The organism is Bradyrhizobium sp. USDA 4472 (genome assembly GCF_054058595.1).
On the sequence record NZ_JBSSAM010000001.1, the window covers coordinates 7,466,736 to 7,485,465 of the forward strand.

Annotated in this window: 16 protein-coding genes and 1 pseudogene; 6 read left to right on the forward strand and 11 right to left on the reverse strand. The window is 65.0% G+C overall.

What is annotated here, in order from left to right; all coding sequences use genetic code 11:
* Positions 1-22: 22 nt before the first annotated feature.
* Positions 23-3,442, reverse strand: coding sequence for a CHAT domain-containing tetratricopeptide repeat protein (locus ACVWZ4_RS35250; RefSeq protein WP_456763596.1), 3,420 nt, complete (start codon positions 3,440-3,442; stop codon positions 23-25).
* Positions 3,443-3,535: 93 nt separating this feature from the next.
* Here ACVWZ4_RS35250 and ACVWZ4_RS35255 point away from each other — a divergent pair, with 93 nt between their 5' ends.
* On the forward strand, positions 3,536-4,549 hold the full coding sequence (locus ACVWZ4_RS35255; protein WP_456790467.1) for a dienelactone hydrolase family protein: 1,014 nt from the start codon (positions 3,536-3,538) through the stop codon (positions 4,547-4,549).
* On the opposite strand, the gene ACVWZ4_RS35260 is transcribed toward ACVWZ4_RS35255, so the two are convergent.
* Both ACVWZ4_RS35260 and ACVWZ4_RS35265 read right to left on the reverse strand, forming a co-directional pair.
* A complete protein-coding gene (locus ACVWZ4_RS35260; protein WP_456739580.1) occupies positions 4,519-5,280 on the reverse strand; it encodes a hypothetical protein in 762 nt (253 codons plus the stop codon). The two genes, ACVWZ4_RS35255 and ACVWZ4_RS35260, sit on opposite strands and share 31 nt — an antisense overlap.
* Positions 5,281-5,295: 15 nt before the next feature.
* On the reverse strand, positions 5,296-5,484 hold the full coding sequence (locus ACVWZ4_RS35265; protein WP_456702612.1) for a hypothetical protein: 189 nt from the start codon (positions 5,482-5,484) through the stop codon (positions 5,296-5,298).
* Between the two features lie 252 nt (positions 5,485-5,736).
* Between ACVWZ4_RS35265 and ACVWZ4_RS35270 the strand changes: the two genes are divergently transcribed.
* Entirely contained in the window at positions 5,737-6,714 is a 978-nt protein-coding gene (locus ACVWZ4_RS35270) for a DUF2336 domain-containing protein (protein ID WP_456702611.1), read from the forward strand.
* Between the two features lie 19 nt (positions 6,715-6,733).
* On the opposite strand, the pseudogene ACVWZ4_RS35275 reads toward ACVWZ4_RS35270, so the two are convergent.
* From ACVWZ4_RS35275 to ACVWZ4_RS35290, 4 genes and pseudogenes are all read right to left on the reverse strand, one after another.
* Positions 6,734-7,015: pseudogene (locus tag ACVWZ4_RS35275) on the reverse strand (amidohydrolase family protein); the annotation flags it as partial.
* 37 nt (positions 7,016-7,052) lie between these two features.
* Positions 7,053-7,397, reverse strand: coding sequence for a DUF1491 family protein (locus ACVWZ4_RS35280; RefSeq protein ID WP_456705223.1), 345 nt, complete (start codon positions 7,395-7,397; stop codon positions 7,053-7,055).
* 63 nt (positions 7,398-7,460) lie between these two features.
* A complete protein-coding gene (locus tag ACVWZ4_RS35285) occupies positions 7,461-8,165 on the reverse strand; it encodes a peptidoglycan-binding protein (protein WP_456739581.1) in 705 nt (234 codons plus the stop codon).
* Positions 8,158-10,008, reverse strand: coding sequence for an ATP-binding protein (locus ACVWZ4_RS35290; protein WP_456739582.1), 1,851 nt, complete (start codon positions 10,006-10,008; stop codon positions 8,158-8,160). Before ACVWZ4_RS35290 ends, ACVWZ4_RS35285 begins: the two co-directional genes overlap by 8 nt.
* A 387-nt stretch (positions 10,009-10,395) precedes the next feature.
* Between ACVWZ4_RS35290 and ACVWZ4_RS35295 the strand changes: the two genes are divergently transcribed.
* Both ACVWZ4_RS35295 and ACVWZ4_RS35300 read left to right on the forward strand, forming a co-directional pair.
* Entirely contained in the window at positions 10,396-10,824 is a 429-nt protein-coding gene (locus ACVWZ4_RS35295) for a DUF5330 domain-containing protein (RefSeq protein ID WP_456702609.1), read from the forward strand.
* Between the two features lie 71 nt (positions 10,825-10,895).
* A complete protein-coding gene (locus ACVWZ4_RS35300) occupies positions 10,896-11,324 on the forward strand; it encodes a SufE family protein (RefSeq protein ID WP_092226763.1) in 429 nt (142 codons plus the stop codon).
* A 4-nt stretch (positions 11,325-11,328) separates the two neighbouring features.
* Here the strand turns inward: ACVWZ4_RS35300 and ACVWZ4_RS35305 are convergent, their stop codons facing one another.
* Together ACVWZ4_RS35305 and ACVWZ4_RS35310 are read right to left on the reverse strand one after the other, a co-directional pair.
* Positions 11,329-11,739, reverse strand: a complete 411-nt coding sequence (locus ACVWZ4_RS35305) for a MucR family transcriptional regulator (protein ID WP_456790469.1) — start codon at positions 11,737-11,739, stop codon at positions 11,329-11,331.
* A gap of 182 nt (positions 11,740-11,921) precedes the next feature.
* On the reverse strand, positions 11,922-12,827 hold the full coding sequence (locus ACVWZ4_RS35310; protein WP_456734549.1) for a DUF308 domain-containing protein: 906 nt from the start codon (positions 12,825-12,827) through the stop codon (positions 11,922-11,924).
* A gap of 313 nt (positions 12,828-13,140) precedes the next feature.
* Here ACVWZ4_RS35310 and ACVWZ4_RS35315 point away from each other — a divergent pair, with 313 nt between their 5' ends.
* Positions 13,141-14,790 carry a glycosyltransferase family 39 protein gene (locus ACVWZ4_RS35315; RefSeq protein WP_456702606.1) on the forward strand — a complete coding sequence of 550 codons (1,650 nt, stop codon included), beginning with the start codon at positions 13,141-13,143 and terminating at the stop codon, positions 14,788-14,790.
* Between the two features lie 180 nt (positions 14,791-14,970).
* Positions 14,971-15,750, forward strand: a complete 780-nt coding sequence (locus tag ACVWZ4_RS35320) for a class II aldolase/adducin family protein (protein ID WP_456702605.1) — start codon at positions 14,971-14,973, stop codon at positions 15,748-15,750.
* A 203-nt stretch (positions 15,751-15,953) separates the two neighbouring features.
* Here the strand turns inward: ACVWZ4_RS35320 and ACVWZ4_RS35325 are convergent, their stop codons facing one another.
* Complete coding sequence (locus tag ACVWZ4_RS35325; protein WP_456734548.1) at positions 15,954-17,348, reverse strand: M20/M25/M40 family metallo-hydrolase; 1,395 nt, start codon at positions 17,346-17,348, stop codon at positions 15,954-15,956.
* Entirely contained in the window at positions 17,296-18,720 is a 1,425-nt protein-coding gene (locus tag ACVWZ4_RS35330; protein WP_456734547.1) for a glycosyltransferase family 87 protein, read from the reverse strand. The genes ACVWZ4_RS35325 and ACVWZ4_RS35330 overlap by 53 nt, the downstream gene beginning before the upstream one ends.
* Between the last annotated feature and the right edge of the window lie 10 nt (positions 18,721-18,730).

Below are 18,730 nucleotides of genomic sequence, written 5' to 3' on the forward strand. Positions count from 1 at the left end.
CCTTCCAACCTTCTCTCGTCGATCAACGCACGCCGCCATCACCGATGATCGTATAGGGCGCCCAGAACAGCGGATGCGCATAGGCGAACTCGGTCTTGCCCTCGCTGTTCAGATAACCGGGACCATCGACCAAGGCCATCATCGCCTGCCGCAGCGCCTCGCTTCGCGACAGTTTTGGGTCGTCCGCCTGCCGCTTGAACAGATCGGTCACCAGTTGCCGGGCCGACTGCGAATGGACCGACCAGTTCGTCACGAGCAAGGCCCGCGTTCCCGCGTAGAAGAAAGCGCGGCCAAGGCCGGAGGCGGCCTCTGCACCGGCACCGGCGCCGGCGCCGGTGTTGCAGGCCGACAGGATGACCCAGTCGGCGTCGAGCTTGAGGCCCAGAATCTCTTCCATGGTCAGGAGGCCGTCTCCGCCCTCACCCGTTACAGCCGGCGATGACAGCGCGAGGGCCGGCTGCGTCAATCCGTTGAGCTCGCCGGGAACAAGACCGTGCGTGGCGAAGGCGAGAATCCTGAAGCCGGAGAGATTCATCGTCTTGACGGCGTTCTCCGTCGCATTCTTGCCAAGGAACAGCACCTTCGAGGGGTCTGCCTGCAAGGCCAGCGCGATCGATTTGAGCTCGTCGGCTGTATCGGGAAGGCGGGGCAAGAGGCCGAGCTCAGCGCTGTCGACGCCGTCGAGCTTCGGGCTGCTGCGGCGCTTCAGCGGCATGCCGCGGGTGACGTTGCCACCGACATCGGCCACCTGAACCTTGCCGTCGCTCACTTCGGCCTCGGCTTCCTGATCCTTGTTGAAATAGGGGTCGCCGAACGCCACGAGTTCGCCGCGGCCCGGCTTGCCCGGCGGCAATTGCCGCAGCGTGCGCAACGCGGCAGCTGATGGCACCGTCGAGACGGCGTGGGTTCGCGCCAGCCACGGCACGTTCCGATAGCCGACGAAGAGCGGATCCTCGTCTGCCGCCAGTTCGACCGGCGCCGTCGGCAACAGCGACAGCGGCAGCAGGCCGAGCGCGCCGTTGGTCACCACGATCAAATTCCTGGCCGGCTTCCATCCGCTCTCGACCGGCTTCAGCAACAGCGCGTAGAGTTCGTAACCGAGCTTGAGATCGAATGGCGGAATGTCAGAGATCATCGCCGCCTGCGGCTCGAGCGCCTCGCGCAGCTTGCGGATCTTGGTCTCGATCTCACCACTCCTGGCGTTGACGGCGGCGAACGCCACCGGGCCAGACTTCGGCACGGCCCAGACGAAGCTGCCGTTCTGCCCGAAATAGAACGACAGCATGGCCTCGTTATCCGACAACGTCGCACGGATATCGGCAACGCTCGGCGGCTTCGGCGAGACCAGATCGGCGTAAACAGGGAACTTCTGCTTGATCTCCTGGCGCGCCTTGTCGCGCTCGCCGCGCAGGGCGGCGATCGACGCCTGGATCTGCTGCGCCCCCTTCTCGTCACGCTCGGCCGAGGGAATGGCGAGGACGTTGTTGAGCGTGCCGAGCTGGGCGTTGACCTGTTTTGTCAGATCCTGCTCCTTGCGGACGAGCTCGGCCAGCGCGGGATCTTTTGCCGCCGCGCGCGCACTGGAGGCCGCCAGCGCCTGCTGCACGGAGCGGCCGCGGATGGCATCTGCCAGACTGAAGGTCTCCTCGCCGACCGCGCCGCCGGTGCCCTCGGACCGCGCGAGCAGCAGCAGGTAACTCTCGACGATGGTCTGCAGCCGCTGGCTGCGCGCGGCCACCACGGTGGTGTTCTCGTCGTCGGCATTCTCGTTCGCGTTCGCCATCATGATCGGAATGGCCGCCTTGAACTCCCGGATAGCGTCGGCGTCGCGCCGCGCGCGCATCAATCCGATCGCCAGGGTGCCGCGCGCCGAAGCCGCATCAAAATGGTTCTCGCCGACCCGTCCGACCTGCTTCTTGACCAGTTGCTCGGCGGCGGCGATGCCGGCGTCGAGCTGTCCGGAATTGTAGAGCGCGAGAATGCGTCCCGGATTGAGCTCGATGACCTGGCGGCGCTGCGGATCCCAATTGGCGACAGCCTTGTCGATCCGCGCGAACATCTCGTTGGCTTCGGCATTCTTGCGCCGCAGGTTCAGAATGCCGGCAAGCTGCGACAGCAGCTGCACGGTCGACTGCGAGTCATCAGGCACGCCGACCGTCTTGTTGATCTCGAGCGCGACGCGGCCGAGCTGCTCGGCTTCCTCGTAGCGGCCCTCGTCGACCAGAACGCCGGCCAATCCCATCACATAGCGAGGCATCACCGGATTATACTTGCCGGTGTCCTTCAGGCGCGACAACAACGCCCGCCGCGCATCGACCTCGGCTTCGGCAAGCCTGCCCTGCCGCGCCTTCATGCGCGCCTGGTTCAGAACCATAAAGTCGATTGACTGCAAGACGACGGTTTCGGCGGGAGGATTATCCGAGTCCATGATGGCCTTCATGCCGGCGCGCTTGCGCTGCTCGGCCAGGCGATAGGAAGCTTCGGCTTCGCTGAACTGGCCGCGCGCCTCGAAGATCATGGCGCGGGCGGCCTCGATTTCCGCCTCCCAATTCTGCCCCATCTTCGCATATGAGCTCCGCCATCCGGGGAGGCCGCTGGTGCGAGCCTCCTGAATGCCGGCCAAGCTGCGGCGAAGATAGCCTTCGGCCTGCGGGATGTCGCCCATTTGAATGAGAATGCCGGCGATCGAGCGATTGGCATTGAACAGATACCCCTTCGCGCCCGGCATGGTGGCGACCTCGCGCAACTGCCTCTGCATGATTTCGAGTGCGCGCTTTGGATCGCCGACGGTCGAATATTGCAGGGCGGCAAGCTGTGTCAGGCGGCCCATCATGCTTGCGCTGACGGCGCCGCGTCCCACCTCGACCGCCTTGTTGGCGTCGGTGATGGATTCGGCAAGCCGCCCGAGCTGGGCGCGCGCATTGGCGCGATCGAAATAGAACTGGGCGAGATCCTCGCGGGACTCCTTGCCCGTGGGCGTCGAATCCGCATCCGCCTTCAGTTCCGCAATCAGCTTTTCGTTCGGCTTTTCGCTGTCGAGAATCGCGGTGATGTCGGAGATCGTGCGCGGCGGCGCGATGAAGTCCTTGGGCAGTGCGGTCCCTGCCGCGAGCTTGGGCGCCTCTTCCTTCGGCACCTCAACGGCGATGTTGGCGCGTCCGTTCGCGGCATTGAGGGCAGCGAGCACGCAAGCGCGAACCTGCGGTTTGGCCTTGGCGCGGCACCCCTCGATATCGGCACCGGCCTTGCGGCCGCCCTGGGCCTGCATGCAGGCCTGCACGATCGGCTTGCCGACGCTCATCCGGCAGGTCTCGAGCGCCGCCTCCTTGGTCAGCGCGGCGGCGGACCCGGTCGATCCGAGCAGGACCGCGAGGACCAGCACTTGTCGCGGGAAGGTGACATCCAGGCGGCTCTTAAACGGACTCGCGGCGTCTAAGCTCATCTCGAAGGGCCTTTTGGTGAAATCACTTGAAGAAACGCGATAGTTTTACCCCTATTGCCCTGAAGGACAATCACCAATCAGTAGGATGGCGGAATGCTCAAGAGGGTTGGCGGCAGCGATGGACGCCGGTTTCCCGGGCTCGCATGCCGGATGGGACCGCTCGGGCTGATCGCGCTGCTTGTCGGGCTGATCGGAAGCTTGGATCTCGCAGGCGCGGCGGACGAGCAGGAACGTAAGGCCGCGGTCTGGGATGCCGATGCGATCTATCGGGGCGCAACGATCGCCCCTGACCTCGTTCTTCCCGACGTCGTCGAGACCGCCGACAGCCTTGTGTCACCGCGGATGGCGCTGATCAAGCCGACCGGTCCCGGCCCGTTTCCGGCCGTCGTTCTGATGCATCAATGCGGTGGGCTGAACCCTGCGGTTGCAGCCTGGGCTCGCGCCGCCGCCTCAAATGGCTATGTCGTCCTGCTTGTCGACAGCCTCGGGCCGCGCGATGTCAGGAGCGTCTGCTTCGGTCCAAGAAACGGCGTGAACTTCTTTCGAGGTGCGCGGGATGCGCTACAAGCGGCCGAACATCTGCGCCGAAGGCCTGATGTCGACAGCAAGCGAATTGCACTCGTCGGTTTTTCGTGGGGGGCGATGGTCGGCTTGCTGGCCGCCAGCACTCATTACGTCGATGCCTTGAAGGCGGGCTCGGGATTTGCGGCTGTCGCGAGCCTTTATCCCGGCTGCTTCCGCATCACGCCGCAACAACGGCCGCCTTTCGATCTGGTCAATGAAGATGTCTCACGACCATTGCTGGTCCTGATGGGCGATGCAGATACCGAGACGCCGGCGCAGGAATGTCTCGACAAGCTCGCAGTCCTGAAGCGCGGCGGCGCTCCGGTCGAATGGCATCTCTACGCAGACAACGCATTGCTGGGACTGCCGACAACTGGACGGCTTGCGCAAGATCGACATCCGCGGCAGTCAGGTCGAGTATCATTTTCGCCAGGACGTGACCGACGATTCCCGGCGCAGGCTGTTCGAGTTCCTCGATCGCGCCATGCCAGGACGTCCGTAGCGGCCGAGGCTCAGCCCTTCGACACGACGGCGTGGCCGTAGGCCGGCTGCGACTGAACCGGGGGATTGGCGGTCTGGGCGGCGAGTTCGCCGATCAGACGATCGGCGTCGGCGGCCATGCCGTCCGGCGCCTGGATCACCAGCCGCTCGAGCGCCCAGCGATAGGACGAGACGCGCTGCTCGAGGGATAGCTGCACCCACTGGATGATCAGCGAATTCTCCTGCATGCGCGCGACTGCGTCCGCCTTCTCCCTCGGCGACAGCTCGGACACGCGCGCCATGCTGGCCTCACGCTTCCTGTCGAGATCGAGGACGCGGATCGCCGAGGCAAAGAACGGTTCAAAACGCGTGATGTCGTTGCGGACGTCCTCGATCAGCTGCGCGTAGCGCGAGGCGTGCGAGCGATGCGGCTCATCGATCAGCGTGCGCCCGTACATGGTGCGGTCGAACACGACCTTCTGGCGCCATGGCGACGGCAAAGCCTTGTAGTCGCCGAACACGCTCTTCCAGGCCGGTCGCGACAGCGGCGGCTCGATCATGGGATAGGCGAGGTCGCGAAGCTGACGCTCCTCTTCGGTGAGCTGGAATTGGGACGCCTGCAGGCCGAGGCTGCCGGTGGCCTCGAGGCCAAGCCAGCGATGCATGTCGTCGCTGCGCATGTCGGCGCGGGTGCGGCCGAAATCACCGCCGCTGCAGGCGGCAAGCGTCGCGCCCGAAGCTGCGAGCAGGATGGCCGATACGAGGTTGCGAACCTGGCGGATGGAGCGCGGCATTGCAAGAACCGCAACTTAGCGGCGACGACGACGGCGCCCCGGCGCTGTGCCCGCTTCCGGCCCACGATCGCCGCTGGTCTCGTCCGCTTCGCGCTCGATGCGGACGACGGGAAGGATGAAAATCGTTCCCATGTCCGCGCGCGGTGTGACGTCCCCCGACGAGCCCACCCGGCGACCGGCCGGAAATTCGATGATGGTCCCCATGTCAGCTCTCTCAATTGCCGCGCGACAAGTGCGCCCCTGCAACATGACGGTCATTAGGATCAGTTTATGGTTAACGGGATGTAAACACGGGCTTTGGACCGTAACCGCACGGGCCGCCGGCGCCATCCGGTGAACCGCAGGAAAACGGTCGAAATGAGCGGGTTTGCTTCACACTTCGTTTTCCTTAAGGAGCCTTTAAACGAAGCGCTGATAGGCTGAGGCAACAGATATTCCCGAGTTGCGTACGCCTCCATGACCAAGTCGCTGTTTCCCGGATTCGACGGGTTGATGACACTCTCCCGCCGTGAGGGCGTCGATGTTCGCCCCACGCTGCTGCGCGTGTTGACCGACCTGTATGTCCAGGCCAGCACCCACAGCGAGGACGAGCAGCGGCAATTCATCGAGCTTGCGACGCGGCTGATCGACCAGGTCGACGACGCGACACGCGCTTCCGTCAAGGCGAAGCTTGCGATCTATCCGCAGACACCCGTCCCCGTGCTCCAGAAGCTGGGGCTGGTCGCGGCGCAAGAAGGCCGCAGGGTGCCGCTCGCGCGCGCAATCCCGAAGCCGACGCCCGGTCCCCCGCCTGCCCGCACGCCAACCGATGCGGAAGCGCGTATGGCCGCGGACATGGCGATGCAGCCGAAGGAGGCGGCCGAGATCCACGACATGTTCTTCCGCGCCGATGCGAGCCAACGTGCGCAGATCCTGCATAATCTGGCGCAGTCGCCGCTCAAGGCCGCGCCGCGGATTCCGACCGTGCACGCCAAGCGCGCGATCCAGATCCTGGAAATGGCCGCGATCGCCGGCGACGTCGAGAGTTTCACCTACGAGCTCAGCGATACCCTGATCCTCTCCTCACGGGTCGCGGCGCAGATCGCCGACGATGCCGGCGGCGAGGCGCTCGCGGTCGCTGCGCGCGCGATCGACATGCCGAGCCCGAACTTTCAGCGCATCCTGCTGTTCTTCAAGCCCGCGATCGGCAATTCCGTGAACGAGGTCTACCGGCTATCGCGGCTGTATGACCGTCTCAGCGAGCGCTCCGCGCTGGTGATGCTGGCCGCCTGGCGCGGCTCGACGCTCGCCGTCACGCGCGCCAAGTATCAGCCGTCGCTGCACGACAGCGAGCGCCAGCGCGTCCGCGGCACGTCCAGCCAGTCGCGGCCGAGCGTGCAGCCCGGCTCGAGCCCGGCCGTGCGCACGGGCAGCGGCGGATCGTCGGAGAGCTAGGAAGCGCACCCACCTGAGCGATCGGGCTGAACGGCGAGGACACACCGCCGCCGGCCGTCAGCTTGATCTGGGAGGCACCTTGCATGAGTTGCTCGCGGACGCGGACGCGGACCTCGTCCGGGCTGTCGGCGACCATGCTGCCGCCAATCTGCTCCATGCGGCCGAGCATGCCGCCGATCGTTCGCGGCAGTTCCGACAATTGACGAAAATCCCCATGTCCACTGGTCACCGTGATCATGGCTCCCGAGGGATAGATCGGGGGCCCAGCGATCAATCCTGAATCGATGGCGGCTTCAGTCCCAGCCCCCTACTGCGGCTCAATAAATCCGCGTCGCTGGTCAGCTCTTCGCCAGATCGAGGAAGTGTCGCCCCGCGCGATCCTCGGTCTCCACGATCCAGGCATCGGGATCGAAACGCAGCTCCTTGGTCAGGCGCTCTTCGACGGCCGGCTCAGGCACGGGCTGCGGCGCGATCGGCACGAAGAAGCGATCGACCGGCCGGCCCTCGTCGTAGACGGTCTGCGGCGCCGGCACGTAGAGCATCGCGTTGCCGTCGAGCAGCGACACCTTCACGAACACCGCGCCCGCCTCCTCGGCGCCGCGACGGCGCACCGCGCCGAACACGCCTTCGGTCTGGCACCGCCGCAGGTAAGCTGAGACCCAGATGTTCGATTTCAAACGCATGAGCGCACGATAGGCCAGGGCTGCAACCAGCACCAGCCTTGAGCCTTCTCGATCGGACGACGATTATTCGACGGGATGACCGATCGCGGCGGCAAGCTCGCGCAGCAGGCGGTCTGACAGCTGGCCGGTGACGGGTATCTTGTGCTGGCGCTCGAACGCCTGGATCGCCGCCTGGGTCTCGCCGTTCATGGCTCCGGTAATCTTCAAATTCCCGTAGCCGTATTCGGCGAGCGCACGCTGCACGCCGGCGAGGCGACGCGCGGCCGGGCTTTGTTGCACCGGGATCGGCGCCGGCGGACGGGCGATGGCGACGGCGGGCGGCGTCGGTGCGGTCGACTTGATGACCAGATTGGTCATGGGATCGCCCCCGCGCGGCGTCGAAGCCGTCGTCTCGGCGGGCTTCTCCGGCGTCTTCTCAGCCGGCTTCGGCTCGACGCGGAACTCGGTGGCTTTGGGCTCTAGCGGCGACGTATCGGCGCCGACGGGGCGCGGGCGCGGCAAGGGACTGGACAGCGACACAGGCGACGGCGCGGGCAGATTGATCACGGTCCCGAACATCGGCGCCGGATGCCGGCCGGTCTGCAGGAACAGCGCGTTCGCAACGATGGCGCTGACGGCGGCTGCGGCGACCAAACCGGCCAGCGTGTCCTTGGGACTGTGCAAAAGCGCGCGCATCACGAGATTGCGCTCGGTCTCGACGTCCACGACCGCGGCTTTGGCAGCACGGCGGCGCGGAGCGGCTTCGTCCTTGGCAGACTTTCTAGGCACTTTTCTTCACCAGAGCGGATTGGTCCTGAACTTCATGACGCGACACCGGCGTCAGCGTCGCGATCTTGCTCTCGACCGGCTTTGCCTGCGGCGGCGTATGGACGAGCGGCAGCTTGACGGTGATGGCGGTGCCCTCGCCGAGCTTGCTTTGTACCGTCAATTCGCCGAGATGCAACGTCACGAGGCTCTTCACGATCGAAAGGCCGAGGCCGGTGCCTTCGTGCCGACGCTCATAGGTCTTGCCGCACTGGAAGAACGGCGCGCCGATGCGCTTGAGATCGTCAGGCGCGATGCCGACGCCGGTATCGCTGATGCGCAGCGTGAGCTGCGAGGCGGATGCCGACGCGGACACCGTGACCTGACCGCCGCGCTCCGTGAACTTGACGGCATTTGCGACGAGATTGAGCACGATCTGTTTGAAGGCCCTGGGATCGCCGGTCATCACGGGCAGATCCTGCGGCGCATCGGTGATGAGATCGATGCCGTTCTCGCGCGCCTTCAGCGCCAGCAGGTTGCAGCAATGCATCAGCGCCGCGCGCGGCGCGAACGGTTCCGACGAAATCTCGAAATTCCCCGATTCCATCTTGGACATGTCGAGAATGCCGTTGACGACCGACAATAGATGCTGGCCGGAGGCGTTGATCAGTTCTGCATATTCCTTGCGCTGGCTCGCGGCGAGCATCAAGGCCTGCTCCTGCGCGATCATGTCGGAGAAGCCGATGATGGCGTTGAGCGGCGTGCGCAACTCGTGGCTCATCGTGGCGAGGAAGCGCGTCTTGGCGGCATCGGCGGCTTCCGCCGCGCTGCGCGCCTCGTCGAGCGCCTGCTCCGAGAGCTTGCGATCCGTGATATCGCGCATCACGGCGACGACTTCGGCCTCGCGCGTGAGATCCCGACTGAGATCCTGATCGAACGGCCGGCAGCGCATCTCGACCCAGATGAAGTCGACCTGGCCACGCTCGGAGCCATCAGGCTCCCGCCGCAGGCGGAATTCGACGCTGCGCACCTCGCCGCGCGCGGCGTCCGACAGCGCCGTGAGATAGGCCGGACGATCGGCGACATGGACACGATCGAACAGGCCATGGCCCTGCAGCTGTGCGACGGGCATGCCGAGCATGGCTTCCGCCGCCGGCGAGATGAACTGCACCGCGCCATTGCGCTGATGCCGCGAGATCACGTCGCTCATGTTGCGCGCCAGCAGGCGATAGCGCTCCTCCTCGCGCGACAGCAGCGTGACGCTGGTGCGGGCGAGCGACTCGGCGCCGAAGGCAAGACCTGCGGCATAGAGCGTTGCCGAAGCAACGCCGAACGCCATCATCACGCCGCGTTCCGCGCTGCCGAGATCGCCGGCCGGCAGCCAGCCGAACTGGCTGAGCAGGATCAACAGGCCCGCGCAGGACAGCGCGAGCATCGATGCAAAGGCGGCGACGCGACGCGAGGCCGACAGCGCGGCCTCCAGGGGAACCACGACCAGCCAGATCGCAGCGAATGATTCGATGCCGCCGGTGGTGGCCGCGATCGCCATGATCAGGCCGGCGAGCGCCAGCGACGACAGCACATGGGCGCCTTCGTAACGACCGGTGCGCGACAGGAACCAGGACAAGAGGATCGGTGCGATCAACCAGGCGAAGGCAGCGACCTCGATCGCGCTCGGCGCGCCGCGCAGGACGAGATAAGCGGGAAATGCGGCAAAGGCGGCCAGGCTTCCGAGAAGCCGCGGCGCCATGAAGGCCCGATGGCGCGCACGCGTCAGCGCGTCGGAACGCGCGGAGGGATGCAGCAGCGCATCGAGACAATCGCGGATGATACTCAAAACTGTCACGGGTCTCGCGCTTCGGCTCATTCGTCGAGAAGACGCGCCGGAACGCCTCCTTGTCGTTGAGCCACCGTGTCAGAGCGACCTTAAACGAGTGCTAAGGCCGGTCGGCCCGCTGCCGGACACGATGTCGTCACGCGGCTTTTTAGACGATTTCGCGGCGTCTTCGGCCGGGATGGTGAACACAGGGTTTCGCCGTCGCGCTCATGGTTTCGAATTGGTGGAGATGCCGTCCGGACGACCACGGTGGCCGGAATCAATCGAAAATTCACGAGGCCTTGATCCGCGAAGATTTTTGCGTCGGTTTTCCGCGAATTAAGCTCAAGGCAATCACTTGCGATTTATCGAGAGTTGCTAGGTCGCTGGCGCCGCGCGGGGATCGCCGCGGGCCAGATCTAACAGACAGGTCGCAAGATGCGCTTTCTGCTCCGCATCACATTCTGGCTCGGGCTGGTGCTGGTGCTCCTGCCGCGGGACAAGACGCCCGAATCGGAGAAGCTGCCGAATATCGGCGCTGCCGACGCCGTGCAGGCCGCGACCGCGGCCGTGTCCGACATGAGCCAATTCTGCAAGCGCCAGCCGGCGGCCTGCGAGGTCGGCGGACAAGCCGCGACCATCATCGGCCAGCGGGCGCAGGATGGCGCGCGCAAGATCTACCAGATCATCAACGACAAGAAAGAGCAGATCACCAACGAGAAGAACGACACCAAGAAGGCGCCCGACCACACCGGCTCGATCACGGTCGCCGGTGAAGGCGATGCAGTGACCACCGAGGCGCCGCGCGACACGCTGACCCAGGACGATCTTGCGCTGGAATGGCACGGCCCGGAGACGGCCAATTAGGGCTTGAATCCTATCGATTTCGAGAGCCCCCGTCCCTATATTGGCGGCAAGCGAGAAATGATGGGCCATCAATGACTGCAATCGACGACATCAGGGACAATTTCGAGTTGCTCGAAGATTGGGACGACCGCTACCGGTATGTCATTGAGCTCGGCCGCACCCTGGAACCGATGCCCGAGGCGGAACACTCCGCCGCCAACAAGGTGAATGGCTGCGTCAGCCAGGTCTGGCTCCAGAAGCTGGTCGAGCGCGATGGCGGCACGCCAATCCTGAAATACCGCGGCGACAGCGACGCGCATATCGTGCGGGGCCTGGTCGCGATCGTGCTCGCGCTCTATTCGGGACGCACGCCGCAGCAGATTCTTGCCACCGATGCGATCTCGGTGTTCGACGAGTTCGGCTTCCGCGACCATCTGACGCCGCAGCGTTCCAACGGCCTGCGCTCGATGGTCGAGCGCATCAAGACCGATGCGAAAGAGGCGCTCGCGGAAGCTTCGTAGGAAGCTATTTCCCCTTCTTCCGCTGCTGCTGTCCCAAGCCCATCTTCTTTGCCAGCTGCGAACGCGCCACCGCGTAGTTCGGCGCGACCATGGGATAGTCCGCGGGCAGGCTCCATTTCTCCCGGTACTGCTCGGGCGTCATGTTGTACTGGGTGCGCAAATGACGCTTCAGCGACTTGAAGCGCTTGCCGTCTTCCAGACACACGAGATAGTCAGGCGCGATCGACTTCTTCAGCGAGACCGCCGGCTTTGCCGGCTCGAGCGGCGCCTCCACGCGCCCCGACGACACCCGCGTCAACGCGCCGTGCACCTGACTGATCAAATTCGGAATCTCGGCGGCCGGCGTCGGGTTGTTGCTGAGATAGGCCGAGACGATGTTCGCCGTCAGCTCAATGAAATTTTTGCCCGGCGGCATCCGACATCGGGGCGACCTCTCTTCAATCCGATTCCGTCGCGTTGCATTGGCGGCAGCGAAGTAATCTCTGTCAACAATACGTTTGGCCGAAATACGACGACTGGCGGATATGAGCCGATTACTGAACTCGCGACAACGAGTACGCCGTTTTACTTGAGCCTGGGCTCCAACGCCAAAGGCCTTCAGCCGCGCTGGTCGAGATGGGCACGCAGCTCGTCGATCGAGGCAAAGCGCATCATGCCCTCCGGCATCTGCGCCTCGATCGAGCCGTCGGAATAGAGCGAATAAGCCATGCCGTCGACGATGCCGGATTTGAGCACCGTCACCGCCGGCTGTGCGGGCGGCGGCTCGGGTGCGGGCGGTGCGGTGGCGGGCTGGGGTGCAACCGGCTCGAAGCTCGAGGACGGACGCAGCGGCGGTGGCGGCGGGCGACGCGCGGCGGGCGGCTCCGGCGGCCGCGTGCGGTCCGGCTTCGGCCAGGCGTCGTCGAAGCTCGCCGGCGCCGGCGGAGCCTCGGGCGCGGCCGCCTCTGTGGGCTCGGCAAGGGCTTGCGGCGGCACGCTCTCGGCTGCCTTGGTCTCTTTGGCCCCGGCGCGCTCGCGCTCCTTGCGCGAGCTCGAGGCGAACATCAGGTTGCGCCGGCGCGGTGGTTCCGGGGCCGCGGGGGGCTGCGGCGCTTCCGGCTCGGCCGGTGCCTCGGCGCGCGGGCGCTCACGCGGGAGCGCCGCTGCGGGCACATCGTCCTGCCATGGCGGCGCGGCTGGCGATGGCTGCGGCTCAACACGCATTGCGGGAACAGGCACCGGCGCGGCAGCAGGCCCGCTTGGCGAGGCGAGGCCCGGCGGCAGCACCGGCCTGACCCGAACCTCCGATGCTGCAGCCGTGCCGGCCAACCGGCGAGCGATGGCTTGCAGTTCCAGCAGCACGACGTAGAGGCCGACCAGTAACATTCCGGAGCAGACGCCAATCGCACCGGAGATTATGAGGGTGCTGCCGAGGCTGAAATCCCTGATCGAATAGCCGAAGGCGACCGCAAGGAGGCCCGCCGCCACGGCGAAAATCCCTGCAATCAACAAAGCCAAGCTCATCGAACACACCCCCGGCCGCGCATCCATGCGCGACGCCCGTTACGCCACAATACCGTCATACCGCGTTCCTCGCCAATGACCAATTGCCGCCATTCCGAACAGGGGGGAAGGATATCAGGGACCATTCACATTCCCTTCAGCAACGGTCCGCTACCTCTCAGGGGCTCCATATTGGCCAGAAATTGCTGCGTCGCATCAGGAATTTAGCCATAATGCCCAATTACTTGGTAATGGAACTGCGCTATAGGGATTCCGGGGAGCAGGCCCGCGCGCAACAGCAGGGCCACGAGGGGATTCCGGGTCACCAATAGCCATGACATCTATCACGACTTCGGCGATCGACACGCCTCTCCGGCGCTCGGTTGAGCGGACTTGCGACGATCTCGCCATGCTGGTGCTGGCTGCCGTCGCCGTCATCGCAGGCCTGACCTTTCGCGATTACGGTCTCGGCTGGGACGACTACACCCACGCCGAATATGCCGACCTGCTGCTGCGCATGTACGGCTCCGGTTTCCGCGACACATCGGCCCTCTCCTTCGCCAACCTCTACATGTATGGCGGCGGCTTCGACATGATCGCCGCCCTCCTGCACAAGGTCATTCCGCTCGAGCTGTTCGAGACGCGACGCCTGGTCGGCGCGATCGTCGGCGTGATCGGACTTGCCGTGACGTGGCGGCTCGGCCGCCGCATCGGTGGACCTCTTGCGGGCCTCGGCTCGCTCCTGCTGCTCGCGCTCTGCCCGATCTTCTACGGCCACATGTTCATGAACCCGAAGGATGCGCCGTTCGCGGTGGCGATGATCATCCTGATGCTGGGCCTGGTTCGTCTTGCCGAGGAATATCCGCAACCATCGCCGCGCACGATCCTGATCGTCGGCTTGGGTGCCGGCCTCTCGCTCGGCACGCGCATTCTCGGCGGGCTCGCGCTGGTCTATGCGATGATCGGCTTCGTCCCGCTGTTCCTCGAGGAACTGCGCACCGGCGGCGCGCGCGAGGCCATCAGGCGCTTCGCCCATGTCGTCTATGTGCTGCTGCCGGGCCTCGCGCTCGGTTACCTCGTGATGGGCCTGATCTGGCCGTGGTCGATCATGAAGCCCGGCAATCCCTTCGAAGCCCTGACCTATTTCTCGCAGTTCTTCGAGAAGCCCTGGAAGGAAATGTTCGACGGCGCGATCGTCTCCGTGCCCGACATGCCCTGGTCGTATCTGCCGACGCTGTTCGCGCTGCAGCTGCCCGAAGTCATGCTGGTGCTGATGGCAGGCTGCGTGGTCGGCACCTTCGCCATGCTGGCGCGCAGCGAGGTTCCGGCGCGCCGCAAGACTATTCTGCTGATGGTGACGCTGGCGGCTACCTTGCCGCTCGCGATCGCGATGGTGAAGCGTCCGGCGCTCTACAACGGCATTCGCCACTTCGTGTTCGTGATCCCGCCGATGGCGGTGCTCGGCGGCGTCGCTTTCGCCTGGACCATGGAGCGCCTGCGCGCCAAGCATCGCGCCTGGCAGCCGGCGATGCTCGCCCTCTTCTGCTTCGGCCTGGCGCTGCCGCTCGCCGAGATGATCCGGCTGCATCCCTATCAATACACCCACTTCAACCACATCGCCGGCACCGTGCGCGCCGCCGACGACCGCTTCATGCTGGACTATTGGGGCCTGGCGCTGAAGCAGGCCTCCGACGGCCTGCGCGAGCAATTGGTCGAGCGGCAGGAAGTGCCGCCGCGCAATCGCAAATGGAAGGTCGCGGTGTGCGGTCCGCAGCGTCCGGCCCAGGTCGCGCTCGGCCCCGATTTCACCATCGGCTGGGATTCGCATGCGGCCGATTTCGCCATGACGCTCGGCGAGTTCTACTGCAAGGGCCTCACCGCGCCCGTGATGGTCGAGATCAAGCGCGACGACGTGGTGTTCGCGCGGGTCTACGACATCCGCGGCCGCAGCATTTCCAGCCTGCTGTCGATCCCGGCGCCGTAGTAATTTTCTCTCTTGATCGCGATGGAGCGGAGCGAAATCCGGGACCGCTCGTGAGGCAACCCGCATTCCGCTCGCGCTCCATGCGGGCTACGCTTGGCTGCTGCGATCTCGTCACCTTGCGGCCGGCAGTTTGCAAGACTAGGCTCCTGTCCGAAACAACTGGGTTCGGAGAGAAATGCCATGTCACCAGCGGAAGCGCGCCTGAAGGAAGTGCCGTCTGACATGACGGAGGCCGAGTGGCAACAACGGGTCAATCTCGCCGCCTGCTATCGTCTCGTCGCGCTGTATGGCTGGGACGATCTGGTCGACACCCACATCTCCGCGCGCGTGCCCGGCCCCGACCACCACTTCCTCATCAACCCCTATGGGCTGATGTTCGACGAGATCACGGCCTCGAGCCTGGTCAAGGTCGATCTGCACGGCAACCAGCTCTCCGAGAGCGAGTACAGCATCAACCCGGCCGGCTTCACCATCCATTCGGCGATCCACGAGGTGCGCGAGGACGCGATCTGCGTGCTGCATCTCCACACGCTCGACGGCACCGCCGTGTCGAGCAGCGCCGAGGGCCTCTTGCCGCTGAACCAGACGGCGCAGCTCGTCACCCACGACCTCGCCTATCACGACTACGAAGGCATCGCGCTCGACCACGACGAGCGGCCGCGGCTGCAGAAGGATCTCGGCGACCACAACCACATGCTGCTGCGCAATCACGGCACACTGACGGTCGGCCGCTCGGTCGCCTCGGCCTTCGAGCGCATGTATCACCTCGAGCGCGCCTGCTCGATGCAGGTGCGCACACGCGCGCTGGGCACGCCGGTCTACCCGGTCGAGGAGATCGCGATCGAGAAGAACACCGAGCTGCTTGCCAACCGCGACCGCGCCGAGCTGCGCTCCACGACGCTGGTGTGGCCGCCGCTGCTGCGCAAGCTCGACCGCGAGCTGCCGGGTTACCGGTCTTGAGATTTTGCGGATTTCGTGTAGGGTAGCGATCAACTACCTCTGCACGTCATGGAATGAAACGCCGCCCAATTCCGGGCGGCGTTTTTATTTTGGGGGTGACTTCGTAGGGTGGGTTAGCCGAAGGCGTAACCCACCACGCCGCGGCGATTGCGTAGCGCACTTGGTGGGTTACGCTTCGCTAACCCACCCTACGCAGCTCGCCCCTATTTTACCTCAGCCAACGCGGCGAGAATCCTTGCCCAAGAGCGAATGCCCTTCTGGAAGCTGCGCAGATCGTACTTCTCGTTCGGCGAATGGATGTTGTCGTCGTCGAGGCCGAAGCCGACAAGCAACGAGTCCAGCCCAAGCGTGCGCTTGAAATCGGCCACGATCGGAATCGAAGCGCCGGAGCCCATCAGCACGGTCTGCTTGCCCCATTCCTCGGCGAGCGCCTTGCTGGCGGCGGCGAGCGGCTTCATGTTCCAGTCGAGCGCGACCGCAGGCGCGGCGGAATGGTCGCCGAACTCGACCTTGCAATCGCCGGGCAGCCGCGCCGTGACGTAATCGCGGAATGCCTTGCGTATCTTCTGCGGGTCCTGCCCCTCGACCAGGCGGAACGAGACCTTGGCGGACGCATGCGACGGAATCACGGTCTTGGAGCCTTCGCCGATATAGCCGCCCCAGATGCCGTTGACATCGCAGGTCGGACGCGAAGAGGCCTGCTCGATCAACAGCCGTCCTTTCTCGCCCGCCGGGATCGACAGCCCGATCGGCTTCAGGAACATCTCCGGCGTGAGGTTGAGCTTCTTCCACTGCTCCAGAATATCAGGCGGCAGATCCTTCACGCCGTCGTAGAAGCCGGGGATGGTGATGCGATTGTCGTCGTCGAACAGGCCGCCCAGGATTTTCGTCAACACCCGGATCGGGTTCATCGCGCTGCCGCCGAACACGCCGGAATGCAGATCGCGATTGGCCGCGGTGATCTTCAGCTCTTCATAGAGCAGCCCGCGCAGCGACGTCGTGATCGCCGGCGTGTCGCCGTCCCACATGCCGGTGTCGCAGACCAGCACGTAGTCGGCTTTGAACTCGTCCTTGTTGGCCTCGATGAAGGGCACGAAATTCTTCGAGCCGACCTCCTCCTCCCCTTCGATCAGGAAGGTGACGTCGATCGGCAACGAGCCCGTCACCTTCTTCCAGGCCCGGCAGGCCTCGACGAAGGTCATGACCTGGCCCTTGTCGTCCTCGGCGCCGCGCGCGACGATGATCTTGCGGCCGTCGGCATGATCGGTCACGACGGGCTCGAACGGCGGACGGTGCCAGAGATTTTCCGGATCGACCGGCTGCACGTCGTAATGGCCGTAGAAGATCACATGCGGCCGCCCACCGGCCGCGGTCTTGCCGACGATGGCGGGATGGCCGGCGGTCGGCCTCACCTCGGTCGCGACGCCGAGGCTTGCGATGTCCCTGGCCAGATGCTCGGCCGCCGCCTTGCAATCGCCGGCGAAGGCCGGATCGGCGGAGATCGACTTGATCCGCAACAGCGAGAACAGGCGCTCGAGGCTGTTGTCAAAGTCCTTGTCGATGTGGTCGAGCACGGATTGAAGCTGCGCGTTGGCCATGGTCGGATTCCCTGACGGTTCGAGTCTCGAGACCGCTTGAGTTTCGAGCTGCTTTGGATTTTAGCTCTGCCGCGGCGTCGGAGCTAGCCGCATCAGGCGGATGCCTGATGTGCCAGGCAAGGCAAAGTGCAAGGATCGCCGTGGCGATCAGATTATTGCCCCAGGCCTGGAGGACATTGGGAAACGGCGGCAGCGACAGCAGCATGAGGAAGCCGGCTGCGACGAGCGCAAACCAGGTTCCCAGCCGAACCTTCGGCCGTACATCGAAGGCGGCCCGATGCATCAGCACCGTCAACGGCAGGAACAGCCACATGAAGTAGTATTGCCGCGCCAGCGGAGAGGCCACCGTCATCAGGCAGAACAGGATGCCGAGCTCCTCGGCGTCCGAGCGCGCATTTCGCTGCGCCTGCCGCGGCATGACGGCGACAAAGCCGAGCCCGAGCAACGTCGACATCGCCAGCACGATCCAGTTCGCCGTCCTGTAGTCGACGTCGATGAGATTCATCGTGCGCGCCGGCTTACTGGGGTCCTCCTGATTGTAGTTGATCGGCCTGACCAGACGGTGCGTCATCGCGATGATGGACTGGTTGACCCATGACCAGTTCTGCTCGTCGCGCTGGCCGAAGCCCTTCTCCGAGCTCGACCCCACCATGCCCTGATACCAGGTGTTGAGCTCGGCGGCGTTGCGCTCGAAGCCGCGGATCGGCGCCGGCACCACATAGAGAAGGATGCCGACAAAGGCGAGCATGCTGACCACCGCCGCCCACTGCCTGCGCCAGACCAGATAGGGCAGCACAGCGACCGGAAACACCTTGATGGCGGTGGCGAGCGCGAACGCGAAGCCCGCCAACCAGGGCCGCTGATGCTGCAGGCACCAGAAGCCATAGAGCGTCATGGCCAGCAGAACGAGATTGGGCTGACCGAGATCGAACATGTCGAACACGAAGGTCACGGTGACGAGCGCAGGCAAGGCTTCGAGCCACGGGCCGGGCTTGCGGTCCGATCCGGTCATGGCATTGGAGAGCATCCCCGTGTACCACCACGCCACCGCGTTCAGCACCGACAGCACGAGGTAGAGCGGAATCTTGCCGAACCAGCTCGGGACCGCGAGCAAAATCGCCGACAGCGGTGGATAGATGAACTCGAAATATTCGTGGAAGTCGCGGGGATAGAGCGGGCCGCCATCCAGCACCTGCTGCCCGGCCCAGTACCACAGCGCATAATCCTTGGTCTTGCCGTGGCCGAATATCTCCGGACCGAGAACATCGGCGGTGAGGAGAACGCAGCAGGCCAGGAAAAGCAGATCGAGCGGCGCGCGCAGCGACAGCGATCTGAGCGCGCCGGGCTTATTGGACGGACGGGATGCGGTCACAATGCCTTCA

Bases quoted from the DNA above. Each gene is read 5' to 3' on its own strand.
- ACVWZ4_RS35250 (WP_456763596.1), bottom strand. From the start codon at position 3,442: ATGAGCTTAGACGCCGCGAGTCCGTTTAAGAGCCGCCTGGATGTCACC.
- ACVWZ4_RS35255 (WP_456790467.1), top strand. From the start codon at position 3,536: ATGCTCAAGAGGGTTGGCGGCAGCGATGGACGCCGGTTTCCCGGGCTC.
- ACVWZ4_RS35260 (WP_456739580.1), bottom strand. From the start codon at position 5,280: ATGCCGCGCTCCATCCGCCAGGTTCGCAACCTCGTATCGGCCATCCTG.
- ACVWZ4_RS35265 (WP_456702612.1), bottom strand. From the start codon at position 5,484: ATGGGGACCATCATCGAATTTCCGGCCGGTCGCCGGGTGGGCTCGTCG.
- ACVWZ4_RS35270 (WP_456702611.1), top strand. From the start codon at position 5,737: ATGACCAAGTCGCTGTTTCCCGGATTCGACGGGTTGATGACACTCTCC.
- ACVWZ4_RS35280 (WP_456705223.1), bottom strand. From the start codon at position 7,397: ATGCGTTTGAAATCGAACATCTGGGTCTCAGCTTACCTGCGGCGGTGC.
- ACVWZ4_RS35290 (WP_456739582.1), bottom strand. From the start codon at position 10,008: ATGAGCCGAAGCGCGAGACCCGTGACAGTTTTGAGTATCATCCGCGAT.
- ACVWZ4_RS35295 (WP_456702609.1), top strand. From the start codon at position 10,396: ATGCGCTTTCTGCTCCGCATCACATTCTGGCTCGGGCTGGTGCTGGTG.
- ACVWZ4_RS35300 (WP_092226763.1), top strand. From the start codon at position 10,896: ATGACTGCAATCGACGACATCAGGGACAATTTCGAGTTGCTCGAAGAT.
- ACVWZ4_RS35305 (WP_456790469.1), bottom strand. From the start codon at position 11,739: ATGCCGCCGGGCAAAAATTTCATTGAGCTGACGGCGAACATCGTCTCG.
- ACVWZ4_RS35310 (WP_456734549.1), bottom strand. From the start codon at position 12,827: ATGAGCTTGGCTTTGTTGATTGCAGGGATTTTCGCCGTGGCGGCGGGC.
- ACVWZ4_RS35315 (WP_456702606.1), top strand. From the start codon at position 13,141: ATGACATCTATCACGACTTCGGCGATCGACACGCCTCTCCGGCGCTCG.
- ACVWZ4_RS35320 (WP_456702605.1), top strand. From the start codon at position 14,971: ATGTCACCAGCGGAAGCGCGCCTGAAGGAAGTGCCGTCTGACATGACG.
- ACVWZ4_RS35325 (WP_456734548.1), bottom strand. From the start codon at position 17,348: ATGGCCAACGCGCAGCTTCAATCCGTGCTCGACCACATCGACAAGGAC.